Origin of the sequence: Serratia sp. P2ACOL2 (genome assembly GCF_003691565.1) — a bacterium.
Classification (GTDB): Bacteria; Pseudomonadota; Gammaproteobacteria; order Enterobacterales; family Enterobacteriaceae; genus Serratia; species Serratia liquefaciens.
In genome coordinates this window covers 5,345,077-5,364,284 of sequence record NZ_CP033162.1, presented here as the reverse complement: position 1 = coordinate 5,364,284, position 19,208 = coordinate 5,345,077, and the positions used below count along the sequence as shown (strand labels likewise).

The window sequence follows — 19,208 nt, the reverse complement described above, 5'->3', positions numbered from 1 at the left end:
GCTGAGCGTTACCAGGACTGGGTTTTCTTGAAGGTCTCGAGGACGGCTTTCAGTTTGCCCTCGATCTCATCGTTGAAATTGCCAGTTTGGTTGATGTGGTTCAGCAACTCGGCATGCTCGCGGTCTGCGTAAGCAACCAGCGCGGCTTCGAAGCTCACGACTTTCGCGACTTCAACGTCGTTCAGGTAGCCACGTTCTGCGGCAAACAGCACCAGAGACTGTTGTGCGACGGACATCGGCGCATACTGTTTCTGTTTCAGCAGCTCGGTCACTTTCTGACCGTGGCTCAGCTGTTTGCGGGTCGCATCATCCAGATCGGAAGCGAACTGAGAGAACGCAGCCAGTTCACGGTACTGTGCCAGCGCGGTACGAATACCACCGGACAGTTTTTTCATGATCTTGGTTTGCGCTGCACCGCCCACACGGGATACGGAGATACCCGGGTTAACCGCCGGACGAATACCGGAGTTAAACAGGTTGGATTCCAGGAAGATCTGACCATCGGTAATCGAGATTACGTTGGTCGGAACGAACGCGGAAACGTCACCTGCCTGGGTTTCAATGATCGGCAGAGCGGTCAGTGAACCGGTTTGGCCTTTGACTTCACCTTTGGTGAAGGCTTCAACGTAGTCGGCGTTAACACGCGCAGCACGCTCCAGCAAACGGGAGTGGAGGTAGAATACGTCGCCTGGGTAAGCTTCACGGCCTGGTGGACGACGAAGCAGCAGGGAAATCTGACGGTAAGCAACGGCCTGTTTGGACAGGTCATCATAAACGATCAGTGCATCTTCACCGCGGTCACGGAAGTATTCGCCCATCGCACAACCGGCGTATGGCGCCAGGTATTGCAGTGCAGCGGATTCAGACGCGGTAGCAACCACAACGATGGTGTTTGCCAGTGCGCCGTGCTCTTCCAGCTTGCGCACCACGTTAGCGATGGTAGACGCTTTCTGGCCGATAGCCACGTAAACACATTTGATGCCGGAGTCGCGTTGGTTGATGATCGCATCGATAGCCAGAGCGGTTTTACCGGTCTGACGGTCGCCGATCACCAGCTCACGCTGGCCACGGCCGATTGGGATCATGGCGTCGACAGATTTGTAGCCAGTTTGAACCGGCTGATCTACGGACTGACGCTCGATAACACCAGGGGCGATAGCTTCAACCGGGGAGAAACCGTCGTTATCAACCGGGCCTTTACCGTCGATAGGTGCACCCAGGGTGTTAACTACACGGCCCAGCAGGCCACGGCCAACCGGAACTTCCAGAATACGGCCGGTACATTTTACCTTCATGCCTTCGGCCAGATCCGAGTACGGACCCATAACCACGGCACCTACGGAGTCACGCTCCAGGTTCAATGCGATTGCGTAACGGTTGCCTGGCAGTGCGATCATTTCGCCCTGCATAACTTCGGCCAGACCGTGTACGCGGATGATCCCGTCGCTGACGGAAACAATAGTACCTTCATTGTGAGCTTCGCTCACCACATTGAACTGAGCAATGCGCTGCTTGATCAGTTCGCTGATTTCGGTGGAATTCAGTTGCATGCTCCAGTCCCCTTAAGACTGCAAGACGTCTGTCAGGCGTTCAAGACGACCGCGAACGCTGCCATCAATCACCATATCGCCAGCACGGATAATTACGCCGGCCAGTACAGACTTGTCAATTTTGCAATTCAGCTTAACTTTGCGTGACAGACGTTTTTCCATCGCAGCGGCAATATTAGCCTGCTGTTTGTCGCTCAGTGCGCTCGCAGAGAGCACGTCGACTTCGACGGTGGATTCCAGCAAGGCGCGCAGTTCGTTGAACTGCTGCAGCACGGCAGGAAGAACCAGTAAACGTCCATTTTCGGCCATTACACGGATAAAGTTCTGGCCATGTTCGTCGAGTTGATCGCCACATACCGCGATGAACGTCTTGGACAGCGTCTCTGGCGCCATAGCGCCAGACAGCAGTTCAGAAATCTGTTCATTGCGAGTGACATCAGCAGCAAACGCCAGCATATCTTGCCAGCGCTCTACGCTTTGATGCTCAACGGCAAAGTCAAAAGCTGCTTTGGCGTAGGGGCGAGCTACAGTTACAAATTCAGACATCAGCCCCTCCCTCCTTACAGTTCAGCGACCAGTTTATCAACGATGTCGCTGTTAGCAGCTTCATCCACGGAACGTTCGATGATCTTCTCGGCGCCGGCAATTGCCAGCATCGCGACTTGCTTACGCAACTCTTCACGAGCGCGCTTACGTTCGGCTTCGATCTCAGCCTGAGCCTGCGCCACGATTTTGTTACGTTCCTGCTCGGCTTCGGCTTTCGCTTCATCCATGATCTGAGCTTTGCGTTTGTTTGCTTGCTCGATGATCACCTGAGCTTCTGCTTTAGCAGTTTTCAGCTGGTCGGTCGCATTGGCTTGCGCTAAGTCCAAATCTTTTTTGGCACGTTCTGCAGAAGCGAGACCGTCAGCAATTTCTCCCTGACGCTTCTCGATGGCTGCCATAATCGGCGGCCATACATACTTCATGCAGAACCAGACAAACAGAACGAACGCGATGGCCTGGCCGAGGATTGTTGCGTTAAGATTCACAGCACAATGCCTCTTTAAAAGTTAATAGTGTGGTTTCAGTGTAGAGAAATTCTCTACTTACGCGACAGCGAACATCACGTACAGACCCAGACCAACAGCGATCATCGGGATGGCGTCAACCAGACCCATAACGATAAAGAACTGTGTACGCAGCAGAGGAATCAGGTCAGGCTGACGAGCAGCGCCTTCCAAGAATTTACCACCCAGGATGCCGATACCGATCGCAGCACCGATTGCCGCTAAACCCATCATCACAGCGGCAGCCATGTACAGCAGATCCATACTCAGGTTTTCCATGACAGTCTCCAGTTTGTTTCAGTTTAAAAGTGCAAGTGTTTTAAGAAAATCAGTGCTCTTCAGATGCCATCGAGAGATAGACAATCGTCAGAACCATGAAAATAAAGGCTTGAAGCGTAATGATCAGGATGTGGAAAATAGCCCAAGGCAAGCTCAGGACCCACTGTGACCACCACGGCAACAGGCCGGCAATCAGGATGAAGATCAACTCACCCGCATACATGTTGCCGAACAGTCGCAGGCCCAGTGAAACAGGCTTGGACAGCAGGCTGACACCTTCAAGGATCAGGTTGATAGGAATGAATACAGGGTGGTTGAACGGCTGCATGGTTAACTCTTTAACGAACCCACCAACGCCTTTCATTTTAATGCTATAGAACAGAATCAGGATAAATACGCCCAACGCCATCGACAGGGTGACGTTCACGTCAGCCGTAGGCACCACACGCAGTGCCGGCAGACCGAGCTGGGCACCGATGAATGGCAGGAAGTCGACCGGGATCAGGTCCATCATGTTCATCAGGAATACCCAGACAAACACCGTCAGCGCCAGCGGAGCAATTACCTTGCTCTTGCCGTGGTACATATCGCGTACGCTGCTGTCGACAAACCCGACGACCAGTTCCACTGCGGTTTGCAGCTTACCCGGTACGCCGCTGGTGGCGTTTTTGGCAACCCGGCGGAAAATCACCAGGAACAGAACCCCGAGGACAACGGAGAAAAACATCGAGTCGAGGTTAATCGACCAAAAACCAGTCCCGACCTGAAGTTGCGTCAGGTGGTGACCGATATACTCCTGTGGACTGTTGTATCCCTCTGCAGACATGATGCCTCTACCCTTATTTAGTTAATTTCGGTAACTGTTAATCACGGCGGGTGCGATAATTTGCACCGCTAACACCGCTAAATAGGTCAGGCCAAGCGGTATAAACTCCGCTTTGAACACCCCAAGCGCCACGATCAACAAAACTATGGTGATCAAGACCTTTAACCCCTCGCCGATGGCGAATGACCAGGCGACCCGACCGGGTGCCTGCGTCTGCGTCTGATGACGCAAGGCAAACAGCATAAACATGGTACTCGGCAACCAGGCTGCGAGACCGCCCGCCAGTGCCGAACCGCTCCATTCCAGGCTTTTCAGACCGAAGGCAGCGCTGATCAAAACAAAAGTCATTAACTGCAGAAACAGCAATTTACGAGCAACTTTTCCGCTGTAAAGGGACACAGACATGACGTTTGTTCTCTCCGTACCCCAGAGGGGGTATGCTGAGTGACGTATAAAACTGTTTTTACTGATCTGAGTCAAGCAGCAAAAAACGAGCAAATTATACGGGGCATACCAACGAATTCAATCGATAAGTAGCGAAAAGGTGAACAATTATTTAAATTCCCCCATTTCAGGCTATTTTCACAAGAAAACGGTCGGAATATAGGGCGCATTAAATTGTCTGATTATTCCAGCGTTACAGTACGAAACGTCGAACCGCTCACAATAATGCCTCTTTCTGATTTATAACTCACCGACGTGTAAACCGTCTTTAGCAAATTGAGTGATCAAAAAACATTATAAATCAAAATATTACAAGTTAACCGTTCAAAAACAATCCATCTACTCGGTAAAAACCTTTTATTGACAGCTTGTCGCGTAATATTACAACAGCCAATTAACATTAGCGCCAAAGCAGAATCGTTAACTTATCGTTGCTAACGTGACTATTTCGAATTGCAATTACTCTATTGTCGCTAATTGGCGGCTATTTTTGTGTTAATAAAAAGTAAATTAACTAAAAAAACCACCACTTGATTAGCCTGCTTACATTTACTCTAGACACTATCTTTTAATTCACGCTTATTTGATCAAAAACAAACTCAGTTTGCTTTAAGTATCACCAAATGACGTTCGCCTTCGAGTTCCGGCACCTGCAAGCGCACCACCGACTCGAGTTCGATACCTTCCGGCAGCTGCGTCAGCTCTTCATCAGGACGAACCCCTTTCAGCGCGTAGAAACGCCCCTGCCCTTTCGCCGGCAAATGGTGGCACCAGGACAGCATGTCCTGCAGCGAAGCAAAAGCACGGCTGATCACACCATCAAACGGCGGTTCGGCCGGGAACTCCTCAACGCGGCTCTGTACCGGCTCAACGTTGGTCAGGCCCAGCTCGTGCTGCACCTGACGCAGGAAGCGCACGCGCTTGCCCAGGCTGTCCAGCAAGGTGAAATGGGAATCAGGACGAACGATCGCCAACGGAATGCCCGGCAGGCCGGGGCCGGTGCCTACGTCGATAAAACGGGAGCCCTGCAAATGCGGGTTTACCACGATGCTGTCGAGAATATGGCGTACCAGCATTTGCTGAGGATCGCGCACCGAGGTGAGGTTATAAGCCTTGTTCCACTTGTCCAGCATGCTGACATAGCCCAGCAATTGCTGTTTTTGCTGATCGGGAAGCGCAATGCCTGCTGCAGTGAGCAGCGAGTCTAATTTTTTCTGCACAACGGGTCCTCTGACTGGCGTGGAACGACTAGCCAAATTGGGGCTGGCCAAGAAGCCAAGCATGATAATTCAGGCACGGGACGATGTCAGCGACCGTTTGTCTATCAAGTAGACAAACGGTCGCACAAAAACAAGATTTATGCGCTGCGGCGCAGCAAACCCTGCTTTTTCAGCCAGATCAGCAAAATTGAGATCGCCGCCGGTGTGATGCCGGAGATGCGTGAAGCCTGGCCGATCGAGTTCGGCTTATGGTCATTCAATTTGGCAATCACTTCATTCGACAAGCCGGAAACTTGCTGATAATCGAGATCCAACGGCAGCACGGTGTTTTCGTTACGCTGCTGTTTTTCGATCTCTTCCTGCTGACGAGCGATGTAGCCTTCGTATTTTACCTGGATCTCAACCTGCTCTGCGGCCTGGGTATCGGCCAACGGCGGCGCAAATGCGGCTACGGAGGTCAGCTGTTGGTAATCCATTTCAGGGCGACGCAGCAACTCTTCGCCATTCGCTTCACGCGACAGCGGCGCTTTCAGCAGTACGTTGACCTGATCGATATTCTCCGCATGCGGGTGCATCCAGATGTCGCGCAGGCGCTGACGTTCTTGTTCGATGTGCTCCAGCTTTTCGCTAAAGCGCGCCCAGCGGGCATCATCCACCAGACCCAGTTCGCGGCCTTTTTCGGTCAGGCGCAGATCGGCATTGTCTTCGCGCAGCATCAGGCGGTATTCGGCGCGTGAAGTGAACATACGATACGGTTCTTTGGTACCCAGGGTACTGAGATCGTCCACCAGCACGCCGAGGTAAGCCTGATCGCGACGTGGTGACCAGCCCTCATCTTCGTTGGCATAACGTCCGGCATTCAGACCGGCCAGCAGGCCCTGTGCAGCGGCTTCTTCGTAGCCGGTGGTGCCGTTAATCTGACCGGCGAAGAACAAGCCTTGGATAAATTTGCTTTCCAGCGTCGGTTTTAAATCGCGCGGATCGAAGAAATCATACTCGATGGCATAACCCGGACGAACGATACGGGCATTCTGCATCCCTTCCATCGAACGAACGATCTGCATCTGTACGTCAAACGGCAGGCTGGTGGAAATGCCGTTAGGATAAATTTCGTTGCTGGTCAGGCCTTCCGGTTCAAGGAAGATCTGGTGAGCGTTACGATCGGCAAAGCGCATGACTTTGTCTTCGATCGATGGGCAATAGCGTGGGCCGATCCCTTCGATGATCCCGGCATACATCGGGCTGCGATCGAGGTTATTGCGGATCACGTCATGGGTTTTTTCGTTGGTATGGGTGATGTAGCACGCCATTTGCTCCGGGTGTTGCCCGGCATTGCCCATAAACGAGAACACCGGGATCGGTGTATCACCGTGTTGCGGCGTCAGAACGCTGAAATCGATAGTGCGTGCATCGATACGCGGTGGCGTACCTGTTTTCAAGCGATTAACGCGCAAAGGCAATTCACGCAGGCGCTGTGACAACGAGATCGACGGAGGATCCCCGGCGCGGCCTCCGCTGTAGTTTTCCAGACCGATATGGATCTTGCCATCCAGGAAGGTGCCGACGGTCAGTACTACCGCTTTGGCACGAAACTTCAGCCCCATTTGGGTTACCGCACCAACAACGCGATCGTTTTCCACAATCAGATCTTCGACCGGCTGCTGGAAGATCATCAGGTTAGGCTGGTTCTCCAGCGCGGTGCGTACAGCCTGGCGATACAGTACGCGGTCAGCCTGGGCACGAGTGGCTCGCACCGCCGGGCCTTTGCTGGCGTTTAGTATCCTAAACTGGATGCCGGCATGGTCAATCGCCGTAGCCATCAGGCCGCCAAGTGCATCAATTTCCTTAACCAGATGCCCTTTACCAATACCGCCAATCGCCGGGTTGCAAGACATCTGCCCCAGCGTATCGATATTGTGTGTCAATAATAAAGTCTGACGCCCCATGCGTGCCGCAGCCATTGCGGCTTCGGTACCGGCATGGCCACCACCGATGATGATGACGTCAAATTGCTCTGGATAAAACATGGAACTGCACCTCGCCGTATTGCGAACGATCGTTGTTTGCCCTGGGGAGGGCGATTCTACTCAAGTTTAGTCGATCGACCAAGTGGTCAGGATCGTCGGTAATTAAAAGAAGATCTTTTTTATTTAAAGATCTCTTTATTAGATCTCTTATTAGGATCGCGATCTTCTGTGGATAAGTGATTATTCGTGATTGAGATCAGCGGATTAAGGAGGATCGTTAGCTGTGAATGATCGGTGATCCTATAGCTTATAAGCTGGGATCTAAATGGCATGTTATACACAGGACAAAAAGCGACCTAAGGTTGTTATTGGGATAACTACCGCTTTTACCCTGCTTTTAAGCATAGTTATCCACAATCGTTCGGGTGATCTTTGAACAAATTAGAGTAAATTAATCCAATTTTTCACCCATTCCTCTGCCGGATCCTCAGGAATTTCGTGTTCAGTCACGTCGATCTCGAGCCGATCGCCGATCCTTTTCGCCCCGCGAGCGATCAGAAGATCGTCGATCCGTTGGATCGCACCACAGAAAGTGTCGTATTCCGAGCTGCCCAAACCGACTGCGCCGAACTGCACCTGGGATAAGTCAGGAAGCTGTTCTTCTATTTGTTCCAGCAGCGGTTGCAGGTTATCCGGTAAATCGCCGGCACCGTGGGTAGAAGACACCACCAGCCAGCGCCCGGACAGGGTCAGTTCATCCAATTCAGGGCCGTGCAGGGTTTCGGTCGTAAAACCCGCAGCTTCCAGTTTTTCAGCCAAGTGCTCGGCTACGTACTCGGCGCTGCCAAGCGTACTGCCACTGATCAGAGTAATGTCTGCCATGAAATGAATGATCCCAGCCTTCTCAAAGTGGCAGCATTGTACGCTGTGAATCGGCTGGGATCTACCTGTGGATAATATGGGTATAGTAATTAATTGGCTAGGGCGTGATGGTACGCATGATGGGGTTCTGCAGCGAGATCAGCGTTTCGGTGGACTGGATCTCGTCAATGGTCTGGATCTTGTTGATAAGTACCTGTTGCAACGCATCTATTGAGCGGCACATCACTTTGATAAACACGCTGTAGTGGCCGGTGGTGTAGTAAGCCTCAACCACTTCCTCCAGGCTTTCGAGCTTTTTCAGTGCCGAAGGATAGTCTTTAGCACTCTTTAATATAATGCCGATAAAACAGCAGACATCGTAACCCAGGCGTTTGGGGTTCACGTCAACCCGTGCGCCGGTGATGATACCGGCCTGCTTCATCTTTTCTACTCGCACATGAATGGTACCGGGACTGACGGCAAAGTTCTTGGCCAGTTCGGCGTAAGGCGTGCGGGCATTCTCCATCAAAGCGTTAAGAATGCCGCGATCGAGATTATCGATCTGATAATTTTCAGCCATTTAATCCCCCACTAATTGCTGATTGTTGAATTATTACCGCATCAAAATGAACGATTAAAAGTGAAAAGGCAATATTGATTAGCGGATATTGAATTACGGTGCCGTTCTGTTGCTTAATCGTTGGCAACAGAGACAGGTTTATAAGAGATACGGCAATGAAAAAACAGTTTATTCAAAAACAACAACAAATCAGCCTGGTTAAATCCTTCTTCTCACGCCAGCTGGAACAGCAGCTTGGCCTGATCGAAGTGCAGGCGCCGATCCTCAGCCGCCTGGGTGACGGTACCCAGGATAACCTGTCAGGCAGTGAGAAAGCGGTGCAGGTAAAGGTCAAAACCCTGCCGGAAGCCACCTTCGAAGTGGTGCACTCACTGGCGAAATGGAAACGTAAAACGCTGGGCAGCTACGATTTTGGCGCCGGTGAAGGCCTGTATACCCATATGAAAGCATTGCGTCCTGATGAAGATCGTCTGAGCGCGATCCATTCGGTCTACGTCGATCAATGGGACTGGGAGCGGGTGATGGGGGATGGTGAGCGCAGCCTGGATTACCTGAAAAGCACCGTGAGCAGTATTTATGCGGCGATTAAGGCCACTGAAGTCGAAGTGAGCCGAGAATATGGCTTAACGCCGTTCCTGCCGGAGCAGATTCATTTTGTTCACAGTGAAACCCTGTTGCAACGCTACCCGGAACTGGATGCCAAAGGCCGTGAGCGGGCGATTACCAAAGAGCTGGGCGCGGTATTTCTGATCGGGATCGGCGGTAAGCTGTCGCACGGTAAATCACACGATGTCCGTGCGCCGGATTATGATGACTGGACGACACCGGCGGCAGAAGGCCTGGCAGGTTTGAACGGCGATATTCTGGTCTGGAACCCGGTATTGCAGGATGCCTTCGAGCTTTCTTCTATGGGGATTCGCGTTGATGCCAGTGCGCTGAAGCGCCAGTTGGCGCAAACCGGCGATGAAGATCGTCTGGCGCTGGAGTGGCATCAGTCATTGCTGCGTGGCGATATGCCGCAGACTATCGGTGGCGGTATCGGCCAGTCACGCCTGGTGATGCTGTTACTGCAACTGTCGCACATTGGTCAGGTACAGTGTGGCGTGTGGTCACCGCAAGTGCGTGACGCGGTCGAAGGGCTTCTGTAACAATCAGCGCCGCCAGCGGCGCATCAAGCGGCTTTTTAACCCGGTATCAAAGCGCCAGATATGATCGAAGATGCGCATGATGCCGGGTTTGCCATAGCTGGACATTGCCACCGCGTGAAAGCGCTGCTGGTGGTTCTGCTGCTGCTGTTTGACCTTCTTTATGACCTCCTCCGGCAACCGCTGGGCAATAAAGTCAGAAATGATCACCGCATCGGCGTCGAACCAGCCGCTCTCCGCCATTTTACTCACCGTGGCGTTCAGGCAGGCTGCCAGATCGGTGCCGCCGCGAAACTGCTGACCGAGAAAACGCACTGCCTGTTCAATTCCGCTGGCGGCCGTAAGCTCGTAATGTACTATCTGGTTGGCAAACAGCATGATGTAGCAGCGGCGATTATCCGCCAGCGCAATGCGCAGCAGCGCCAGACAAAACGCCTTGGCGCACTGCTCATTGAACCCACCCATGGAGCCTGAGGTATCGACACAGACGATAAACGGGCCGCGTGGCTGCTGATCCTGCTGCTGGTGGGTGACCTGCCGGATCGTTATCTGTTCCTGCCAGACATCGCCCTGCAGGCGGTAGCTCAATAACTGCTTTTCCAGCAGGCGCCGGTAAAACTCAAATTCCAATTCTTCGATACCCAGCGTGACCAACTCAGGCGGCAGCAGGCGCAGAATATCGTCGCTCTGATGAATACCGCTGACCTCTTCCGGCAGCGTGGCGGGTACCTGCACCATGACGCGAAACGGCTCTGGCAAAGCATCCTGTTGCTGTACCGCTTTGGCTTGATAGCTGCGCCCAAGCTGCTGCGCCAGCTTTTTCAGCTCCGGCTGTTGCTGCAGGAAGTTGCCGTATTCCACCAGCCGTTGATAATCGCCGCGCTGAAGATGGCCTTTGCTCATGTCCCACAGTCGCCCGGCGGCGGTGTCGTTTTCCGACAGCAGCGGTTCCAGCGCCCCACTCAGTGCCAGACGCTCCTGCAGCTCTGCCATCAGCTGTTCGCGTTCCTGTTCCAGCAACTGGTGGTGCATCATGGTGGCCTGCAGCGTCAGGCTGATACGCCAGCGTTGTAAAAACAGGGTCTGGAAACTGTCGTCCAGCGGATGATTGGGCAGATCGGCGGCGTCCACCAGCGAGCGGGCCTGCTCATAGAAAGGAGAAACCAGCTGGCGCAGCAGGTCCAGAGTGTCATTGAGGTTATGAAAGAACTGGGTATTGTTCTCTAACTGGCACTGTTGATAGCGGTAAAATTCTTGCGCCAGCGCAGGCGGCACCATGGCTTCATGCAGACGCTGTTTCAGTTGCAGCTTCCAGCGCGGCAGGTCGCGATCCAGCGCCCGGCGGATCGCCGGAAACTTCTTGAAGAAAATCGACAGCTGCGGGGCCGCCAGCATACCGATGATCATCTCCTCGATCAGTTCACCTTCGGTGATCGCCAGCAGCAGATCGAGCGTTTCCAGGCTGAGCATGCTTACTGACCGCACATCTGCTGGTGCTGCTGTTTGATTTGTTCCGCCACCTGCAACAGGCTGGCCTCAATTTTTGCCAGCCTGGCGGCCGGGGTAAACAGGCAGGGCTGATGCTGACTGAACAACCGACGCTGTTCCGCCAGACGCTGAGCCAACTGGTCCATTTCGTCGAGCATTGCCTGAGGCGTTCCCCCGGTCTTTATACCTGGCAGGGCCAGCAGCGAAGGCTGACGACTGACGTCCAGTACCGTCAGATGCAGTTTTTCATCCACTTCCAGATCGATCTGCTGGGCAAAGCCGATGCCGTTCAGTTTGGCGCGTACGTCGCCGCCTTTTTGCAGCCAGTTTTCCAGTACGTTGTTTTCTATACTCAGATGGTTGACCTGAATATCATGCAGCTGCAGCGGTTTTTGCAGCAACAGTGTCAGGGGGCCGGTGCCGAGCGGTGTGGCCAGGGCAAACTGCGGCTTTCGGCTGAACATGCCGCCTTTTTTTACCAGTGTGATCGCCTGACTGTCGCTCTGCTGTTGTTGGTGCTGCAGCCAGCGGGTGTGGATCTGTTGCAGCTGGATCAGCAGCGTTTGCTGTTGGTAGGCCGACTCGTTCAGCAACTGCTCTACTTGCTGCTGCAGCAGTTTTAGTGAGGTGAGATCGTGCCACAGGCAGTCTTTCAGCAGCAGCAGGTCGATCGGGGCCACGGCGTCGCGACCACTGAAAAAGGCGCAGGCCTGCAATAGGCGCAATGCCTTTTTCCATCGGCGATCGGAAACGTAAGGAGCATGGTCCAGCGCATCCAGCCGCTGACGCAGTTGGAATATCAGTTCGAAGCAGCTTTCAGGCAGCTTGATTTTGTCGATCTGCGATTGCCACTGGTGATACTCCTCGTCGGTGATGCTCAGGGCTTCCGGCACCGGGTTTTCATTCTCGTTCTGGCGGCTGACCAGCAACGAGCGAAAGTTCTGCTTGTCCTGCACTTTGTCCAGCCACAGGCGTATCAGCATGCGGTCGTACAGCGCTTCCAGGCTGCTGTCGGCTTCCGGCAGTTCGTTGGAGGCGGTGACCAACAGCCGCAGGGGGATCGGTTCCTCCGCGTTGCCGTTACGGAAGCGACGTTCGTTGATCGCGGTCAGCAGGGTATTGAGGATTGCCGGGCCGGCTTTCCAGATCTCATCCAGAAATACGATTTCCGCTTCGGGCAGGTAGCCGGCGGTCAGGCGCTGATAGCGGCCTTCGTCTTTTAACGCCTGGATGGATAACGGGCCGAACACCTCTTCCGGCGTCGAGAAGCGCGTCATCAGGTATTCAAAGGAGCGCGCATGGCGAAAGGCGAATTTTAACCGGCGTGCAATCAGGCTTTTGGCAATGCCCGGTGGACCGAGCAGGAACACGCTTTCACCGCTGAGCGCCGCCAGCAGACACAGGCGAATGGCTTCCTGACGTTCATAAAGACCGCTCTCCAGCGCGCTGCTGAGGCGGGAAATCCGTTCTGCAAGAAGTGATGATGGCGCCATATTATTGTCGTGTTGTCCGAGAGTTAGCCAATCTTGGTGGATAATCCGATGATAAACCACCATTATTTTTAATGGTATAGCTTGTTGATTAGTAAAATCTTTCTATTATCAAAAGAGCGGCCGGTTCACATTTTGTTTATTTTTTGGGTCTGATATAAGAGTAGGCAAGCAGTATAAATCGTGCATACTGTGCGCCTTTTAGTGGGCGTAACGGATCTTAGAGCCCGTATCTCTGGCTGATGCGGATGCATCGCTAACGGATGTTCTAATAAAGAAACGAATTATGAGCACAGAGCATAAACAGTCCTTATCGGCGGTAACCCTGGCGGCAATTGGGGTGGTTTACGGTGATATCGGCACCAGTCCTCTCTATACTCTCAGAGAGTGTTTCTCCGGCCATTACGGCTTCGATGTTCGTCCAGACGTAGTTTTCGGCTTCCTGTCGCTGATTTTCTGGATGCTGATCATCATTGTTTCCCTTAAATACCTCACTTATGTCATGCGGGCAGATAACGCCGGCGAAGGCGGGATCCTGACGCTGATGTCGTTGGCCGGGCGTAATACTTCAGCGCGCACTACCGCAGTGTTGGTGATCCTGGGCCTGATTGGCGGCAGCTTCTTCTATGGCGAGGTGGTGATCACCCCGGCGATATCGGTGATGTCCGCGATAGAAGGGTTGGAAATCGCCGCTCCGTCGCTCGATGGCTATATCGTTCCGCTGTCGATTCTGGTGCTGACGCTGCTGTTCGCCATCCAGAAACACGGTACCGGCAGCGTCGGTAAGCTCTTTGCTCCGGTGATGCTGCTGTGGTTTATCGTCCTGGCGGTGCTGGGGGCGCGCAGCATTATGGCTAACCCGGAAGTGTTGCAGGCGTTGAACCCGAAATGGGCGCTGAACTTCTTTATTGAATATAAGAAGGTTTCGTTCTTTGCGCTGGGTGCGGTGGTGCTGTCGATTACCGGCGTTGAGGCGTTGTACGCCGATATGGGCCACTTCGGCAAATTCCCTATTCGCCTGGCCTGGTTCACCGTGGTGCTGCCTTCACTGGTGCTGAACTATTTTGGCCAGGGCGCTCTGTTGCTGAAAAATCCGGAGGCGATCAAGAATCCGTTCTTCCTGTTGGCGCCCGACTGGGCGCTGATCCCGCTATTAATTCTGGCGACGCTGGCCACGGTTATCGCCTCGCAGGCGGTGATCTCCGGCGTGTTCTCCCTGACCCGTCAGGCGGTGCGCCTGGGTTACCTGTCGCCAATGCGCATCATCCATACGTCTGAGATGGAATCCGGCCAAATCTACATTCCGGTGATCAACTGGACGCTGTATATCGCGGTGGTGCTGGTGATTGTCGGTTTCGAACACTCCAGTAATCTGGCGGCGGCCTACGGCATCGCCGTGACCGGCACCATGGTGCTGACCAGTATTCTGGTGACGTCGGTGGCGATTAAAAACTGGCACTGGAATCGCTTCTTCGCCGTCGGCATTCTGGTTGTCCTGCTGATTATCGACATCCCGATGTTCTCCGCCAACGCCCTGAAACTGTTCTCGGGTGGTTGGCTGCCGCTGATGTTGGCGCTGGTGATGTTCATCATCATGACCACCTGGAAGAGCGAACGTTTCCGCCTGCTGCGCCGCATGCACGAGCACGGCAATTCCCTGGAGGCGATGATCGCCTCACTGGAAAAATCGCCGCCGGTGCGGGTGCCTGGCACCGCGGTCTTTATGTCACGCGCCATCAACGTGATCCCTTTTGCGCTGCTGCATAACCTAAAGCACAACAAGGTGCTGCACGAACGCGTGGTGCTGTTGACGTTGCGTACCGAGGATGCACCTTACGTTCACAACGTGCGGCGAGTGACCATCGAACAGCTGTCACCGACCTTCTGGCGGGTGGTGGCCAGCTATGGCTGGCGTGAAACGCCGAACGTTGAAGAAGTGTTCCACCGCTGCGGGCTGGAAGGGCTGCCGTGCCGGATGACGGAAACCTCGTTCTTTATGTCGCACGAGTCGTTGATCCTGACCAAACGGCCGTGGTACCTGTTCCTGCGCGGCAAGCTGTTTATTGCATTGAGCCGCAATGCGCTACGCGCGCCGGACCAGTTTGAGATCCCGCCCAATAGGGTGATCGAGCTGGGAACCCAGGTCGAGATTTAACTCCCCCTCAAGGGCTCAGCCACCGCTGGGCCCTTTCTGTTTAACCCCGTCATACTTGAAGCTGCCTCTTTGTTGGCTGCACCAGCTCATCCCGGTCACATAGTGGATTATGCTCCCGGGATTTCGCAGGCTTGCCGCCGCGATGCAACGTCAATTATTGAGGGTATCTGTTCTCGGTAACACGAGCGAAACGTTTCGATGACGATCACACTTCTGCATTATCCCGGTTGCCTTCTACTGACGTTTTTTTAAACTCCAGACACAAGCGAAACGTTTCGCTGACGGAATGAGAAGAACAAGATGAAAAAAGGCGTGTTGCTGAATGCTGATGTCTCTGCCGTGGTTTCCCGTCTCGGTCATACCGATCAGATAGCTATCGGCGATGCCGGGCTGCCTATTCCGGCGGCCACACAGCGCATCGATTTGGCGCTGACTCAGGGGGTGCCGACTTTTCTACAGGTACTCGAGGTCGTGACGCAGGAGATGCAGGTCGAAAGCGCCATTCTGGCGGAAGAGATCGTTAAGCAAAATCCACAGCTTCATAGCGCGTTATTGGCTCAGCTGACCGAACTTGGCCAACGCCAGGGGAAGAGCATTAGCCTGAGCTATATCAGCCACCAGGCTTTTAAAGCACAAACGGAACACTGCCGTGCGGTGATCCGCAGCGGGGAATGTTCGCCCTACGCGAACGTGATCCTTTGCGCCGGCGTAACTTTCTGAGGCACCTATGCAACCTTTACTGCAACTGAAAGGGATCGATAAAGCCTTTCCCGGCGTGAAGGCGCTTTCCGGCGCTGCGCTCAGCGTGTACCCGGGCAAGGTGATGGCGCTGGTGGGTGAAAACGGCGCCGGTAAATCCACCATGATGAAGGTGCTGACCGGCATTTATAACAAAGACGCCGGCAGTCAGTACTTTCTCGGAAAAGAGGTGGCGTTCAACGGCCCAAAGGATTCGCAGGAAGCGGGCATCGGCATCATCCATCAGGAACTGAACCTGATCCCGCAATTGACCATTGCGGAGAACATCTTCCTCGGGCGTGAGTTCGTTAACCGTATCGGCCGCATCGACTGGAAGCGCATGTATGCCGAAGCAGACAAACTGCTCGCACGACTGAACCTGAGTTACAGCAGCCACCGGCTGGTGGGGGAACTGTCGATCGGCGATCAGCAAATGGTGGAAATCGCCAAGGTGCTGAGCTTCGAATCGAAAGTCATCATTATGGATGAGCCGACGGATGCGTTGACCGATACCGAGACGGCCTCTTTATTTAAAGTGATCAATGAACTGAAGGCCGAAGGGCGAGGGATTGTTTACATCTCCCACCGGCTGAAAGAGATTTTTGAAATTTGCGATGACGTCACGGTGTTTCGTGACGGGCAGTTTATCGCCGAACGTCCGGTCAGTGAGCTGCAGGAAGATTCGCTGATAGAAATGATGGTCGGCCGCAAGCTGGAAGAACAATACCCGCGCCTCAACCAGCCGCGCGGTGAAAAACGGCTGGAGGTCAGTCAGGTTTCCGGTCCGGGTGTGCATGACGTCAGCTTTACGCTGTACCGTGGCGAAATTCTTGGCGTCGCCGGGTTGATGGGCGCCGGGCGAACCGAACTGATGAAAATTCTCTACGGGGCAGCACCGCGCAAGGCCGGCACGGTCAGCCTCGATGGCCGCCAGGTGGTCACTCATTCTCCACAGGACGGTTTGGCGAACGGCATTGTGTATATCTCCGAAGACCGCAAGCGCGATGGTCTGGTATTGGGGATGTCGGTGAAGGAAAACATGTCGTTGACCGCGCTGCGCTATTTCAGCCGTGCCGGCGGCAGCCTGAAACAGGCCGAAGAACAGCAGGCGGTGGGGGATTTCATCCGCTTGTTCAATATCAAGACGCCGTCGATGGAACAGCCCATTGGCCTGCTCTCCGGCGGCAATCAGCAAAAAGTGGCAATCGCCCGCGGCCTGATGACGCGGCCAAAGGTGTTGATCCTCGATGAACCGACACGCGGTGTCGACGTCGGTGCCAAAAAAGAAATCTATCAGTTAATTAACCAGTTCAAGCAGGAAGGTCTGAGCATCATTCTGGTGTCGTCGGAAATGCCGGAGGTCATGGGCATGAGCGACCGCATTCTGGTGATGCACGAAGGACACCTTAGCGGCGAGTTCCCGATTGAACAGGCCACCCAGGAAGCGTTGATGGCTGCGGCCGTTGGCAAGCAATACGGCGTAAAGCAGGAGTAATCAGATATGAGTTCCCAGAGTGTGGCAAAGCGCTGGTTCAGTAAAGAGTGGCTGTTAGAGCAAAAATCACTGATTGCTCTGCTGGTGCTGATCGCCGTGGTCTCTTCAATGAGCCCGAATTTCTTCACCCTAAATAACCTGTTCAATATTCTGCAGCAAACCTCTGTTAACGCCATTATGGCGGTGGGGATGACGCTGGTGATCCTCACTTCCGGCATCGATTTGTCGGTGGGATCGCTACTGGCGTTAACTGGTGCGGTAGCGGCATCGATCGTGGGCTTTGAAGTCAACGCGGTGGTGGCCGTGGCGGCGGCACTGGCATTGGGGGCCGCGGTCGGCGCCTGTACCGGGGTGATTGTTGCCAAAGGCAAGGTGCAGGCATTTATTGCGACCCTGGTGATGATGCTGCTGTTGCGCGGCGTCACCATGGTGTACACCAACGGCAGCCCGGTGAACACCGGCTTTACCGACGTGGCCGATACTTTCGGCTGGTTCGGTATCGGCCGGCCGCTGGGCGTACCAACCCCGATCTGGATCATGGCGATCGTCTTTATCGCTGCGTGGTACATGCTGCACCATACCCGTCTGGGCCGCTATATTTATGCTCTGGGCGGCAACGAGGCGGCGACCCGCCTGTCCGGTATCAGCGTCGATAAAGTGAAGATTATCGTTTATTCGCTTTGTGGTTTGTTGGCGGCGTTGGCGGGCGTGATCGAAGTGGCGCGCCTGTCTTCCGCGCAGCCGACCGCCGGCACCGGCTATGAGTTGGACGCCATTGCCGCAGTGGTGCTGGGCGGTACCAGCCTGGCCGGCGGCAAGGGTCGCATTGTTGGTACCTTGATCGGGGCGCTGATCCTTGGCTTCCTGAACAACGGATTGAATTTACTGGGTGTTTCTTCTTACTACCAAATGATCGTGAAGGCAGTGGTGATACTGCTGGCGGTTCTGGTAGAGAACAAAAGCAACAAATAATCTCCCCCTACAGGAATCACGATGATGAAAATGAAAAAACTGGCAATTTTGGCTTCAGCCTTCGCACTGAGCGCCACCCTGAGCGCTAACGCGCTGGCGAAAGACACCATTGCGCTGGTGGTTTCCACGCTGAACAACCCGTTCTTTGTCTCAATGAAAGAGGGGGCGCAGCAGGAAGCCAACAAGCTGGGTTACAACCTGGTGGTGCTGGATTCGCAGAATAACCCGGCGAAAGAGCTGGCTAACGTGCAGGATCTGATGGTGCAGGCGCCTAAGCTGCTGCTGATTAACCCAACCGATTCTGATGCGGTCGGCAACGCCATCAAGATGGCCAATCAGGCCAAGATCCCGGTCATCACCCTGGACCGCGTGGCGAGCAAGGGCGAAGTGGTCAGCCATATCGCTTCGGATAACCGCGTTGGCGGCAAAATGGCCGGTGATTTCATTGCCAAAAAAGTGGGCGCAGACGCTAAAGTGATCCAACTGGAAGGGATCGCCGGTACCTCCGCTGCCCGTGAGCGTGGCGAAGGCTTTAAACAATCACTGGATCAGAACAAATTCAAACTGTTGGCCAGCCAACCGGCAGATTTCGACCGTACCAAAGGCCTGAACGTGATGCAGAACCTGCTGACCGCTCACCCAGATGTGCAGGCGGTGTTTGCCCAGAACGATGAAATGGCGCTGGGCGCCCTGCGTGCGCTGCAAACCGCCGGTAAAACCGACGTGGTCGTGGTAGGCTTCGACGGCACTGCCGACGGCGTGAAAGCGGTTGAAGGCGGCAAACTGGCGGCTACCGTCGCGCAGCGTCCGGATCAGATCGGCGTGATCGGCGTAGAAACTGCCGATAAAGTGCTGAAAGGCGAGAAAGTGTCGGCTACCATTCCGGTGGATTTGAAACTGGTCACCCAATAAGTCATACCAGCGCCATCAAAACGGGGCGTTTATGATG

Annotated in this window: 18 protein-coding genes; 6 read left to right on the top strand and 12 right to left on the bottom strand. The window is 54.1% G+C overall.

Going from position 1 to position 19,208, the window contains the following annotated elements; translation table 11 throughout:
- Positions 1–8 precede the first annotated feature (8 nt).
- The 10 genes from atpA to asnC form a co-directional block, all read right to left on the bottom strand.
- The gene (gene atpA / locus EBA31_RS25695; RefSeq protein ID WP_020837710.1) at positions 9–1,550 is read right to left on the bottom strand and encodes a F0F1 ATP synthase subunit alpha; all 1,542 of its coding nucleotides are present in this window, start codon (positions 1,548–1,550) and stop codon (positions 9–11) included.
- 12 nt (positions 1,551–1,562) lie between these two features.
- On the bottom strand, positions 1,563–2,096 hold the full coding sequence (atpH, locus tag EBA31_RS25690) for a F0F1 ATP synthase subunit delta (protein WP_020837709.1): 534 nt from the start codon (positions 2,094–2,096) through the stop codon (positions 1,563–1,565).
- 14 nt (positions 2,097–2,110) lie between these two features.
- Positions 2,111–2,581 (bottom strand): F0F1 ATP synthase subunit B, encoded by a 471-nt coding sequence (gene atpF / locus EBA31_RS25685; protein WP_004950476.1) that lies wholly within the window; start codon positions 2,579–2,581, stop codon positions 2,111–2,113.
- 57 nt (positions 2,582–2,638) lie between these two features.
- Complete coding sequence (atpE, locus tag EBA31_RS25680) at positions 2,639–2,878, bottom strand: F0F1 ATP synthase subunit C (RefSeq protein ID WP_004093904.1); 240 nt, start codon at positions 2,876–2,878, stop codon at positions 2,639–2,641.
- A 49-nt stretch (positions 2,879–2,927) separates the two neighbouring features.
- Entirely contained in the window at positions 2,928–3,704 is a 777-nt protein-coding gene (gene atpB / locus EBA31_RS25675; protein ID WP_020837705.1) for a F0F1 ATP synthase subunit A, read from the bottom strand.
- Between the two features lie 21 nt (positions 3,705–3,725).
- A complete protein-coding gene (gene atpI, locus EBA31_RS25670) occupies positions 3,726–4,109 on the bottom strand; it encodes a F0F1 ATP synthase subunit I (protein WP_020837704.1) in 384 nt (127 codons plus the stop codon).
- Between the two features lie 638 nt (positions 4,110–4,747).
- Entirely contained in the window at positions 4,748–5,368 is a 621-nt protein-coding gene (gene rsmG / locus EBA31_RS25665) for a 16S rRNA (guanine(527)-N(7))-methyltransferase RsmG (protein ID WP_122080487.1), read from the bottom strand.
- A gap of 137 nt (positions 5,369–5,505) precedes the next feature.
- Complete coding sequence (gene mnmG, locus EBA31_RS25660; RefSeq protein ID WP_122080486.1) at positions 5,506–7,395, bottom strand: tRNA uridine-5-carboxymethylaminomethyl(34) synthesis enzyme MnmG; 1,890 nt, start codon at positions 7,393–7,395, stop codon at positions 5,506–5,508.
- A 381-nt stretch (positions 7,396–7,776) separates the two neighbouring features.
- Positions 7,777–8,217 (bottom strand): FMN-binding protein MioC, encoded by a 441-nt coding sequence (gene mioC / locus EBA31_RS25655; protein WP_012147574.1) that lies wholly within the window; start codon positions 8,215–8,217, stop codon positions 7,777–7,779.
- 97 nt (positions 8,218–8,314) lie between these two features.
- Entirely contained in the window at positions 8,315–8,776 is a 462-nt protein-coding gene (gene asnC / locus EBA31_RS25650) for a transcriptional regulator AsnC (RefSeq protein ID WP_004950461.1), read from the bottom strand.
- A 155-nt stretch (positions 8,777–8,931) separates the two neighbouring features.
- Here asnC and asnA point away from each other — a divergent pair, with 155 nt between their 5' ends.
- Positions 8,932–9,924: an aspartate--ammonia ligase gene (gene asnA, locus EBA31_RS25645; RefSeq protein WP_020837701.1), complete on the top strand. Its 993-nt coding sequence runs from the start codon at positions 8,932–8,934 to the stop codon at positions 9,922–9,924.
- Between the two features lie 3 nt (positions 9,925–9,927).
- On the opposite strand, the gene viaA is transcribed toward asnA, so the two are convergent.
- Both viaA and ravA read right to left on the bottom strand, forming a co-directional pair.
- On the bottom strand, positions 9,928–11,391 hold the full coding sequence (viaA, locus tag EBA31_RS25640; RefSeq protein WP_046374847.1) for an ATPase RavA stimulator ViaA: 1,464 nt from the start codon (positions 11,389–11,391) through the stop codon (positions 9,928–9,930).
- Positions 11,392–11,393: 2 nt separating this feature from the next.
- Positions 11,394–12,902: an ATPase RavA gene (ravA, locus tag EBA31_RS25635; protein WP_122080485.1), complete on the bottom strand. Its 1,509-nt coding sequence runs from the start codon at positions 12,900–12,902 to the stop codon at positions 11,394–11,396.
- Positions 12,903–13,185: 283 nt separating this feature from the next.
- On the opposite strand from ravA, the gene kup reads away from it, so the two are divergent.
- The 5 genes from kup (at position 13,186) to rbsB (ending at position 19,171) form a co-directional block, all read left to right on the top strand.
- Complete coding sequence (gene kup / locus EBA31_RS25630) at positions 13,186–15,054, top strand: low affinity potassium transporter Kup (protein ID WP_020837698.1); 1,869 nt, start codon at positions 13,186–13,188, stop codon at positions 15,052–15,054.
- Between the two features lie 300 nt (positions 15,055–15,354).
- On the top strand, positions 15,355–15,774 hold the full coding sequence (gene rbsD / locus EBA31_RS25625) for a D-ribose pyranase (RefSeq protein ID WP_020837697.1): 420 nt from the start codon (positions 15,355–15,357) through the stop codon (positions 15,772–15,774).
- Between the two features lie 7 nt (positions 15,775–15,781).
- Complete coding sequence (rbsA, locus tag EBA31_RS25620; protein WP_046374849.1) at positions 15,782–17,287, top strand: ribose ABC transporter ATP-binding protein RbsA; 1,506 nt, start codon at positions 15,782–15,784, stop codon at positions 17,285–17,287.
- Positions 17,288–17,293: 6 nt separating this feature from the next.
- The gene (rbsC, locus tag EBA31_RS25615) at positions 17,294–18,259 is read left to right on the top strand and encodes a ribose ABC transporter permease (protein WP_020837695.1); all 966 of its coding nucleotides are present in this window, start codon (positions 17,294–17,296) and stop codon (positions 18,257–18,259) included.
- 24 nt (positions 18,260–18,283) lie between these two features.
- On the top strand, positions 18,284–19,171 hold the full coding sequence (gene rbsB / locus EBA31_RS25610) for a ribose ABC transporter substrate-binding protein RbsB (RefSeq protein WP_041415747.1): 888 nt from the start codon (positions 18,284–18,286) through the stop codon (positions 19,169–19,171).
- The last annotated feature ends 37 nt before the right edge of the window (positions 19,172–19,208 follow it).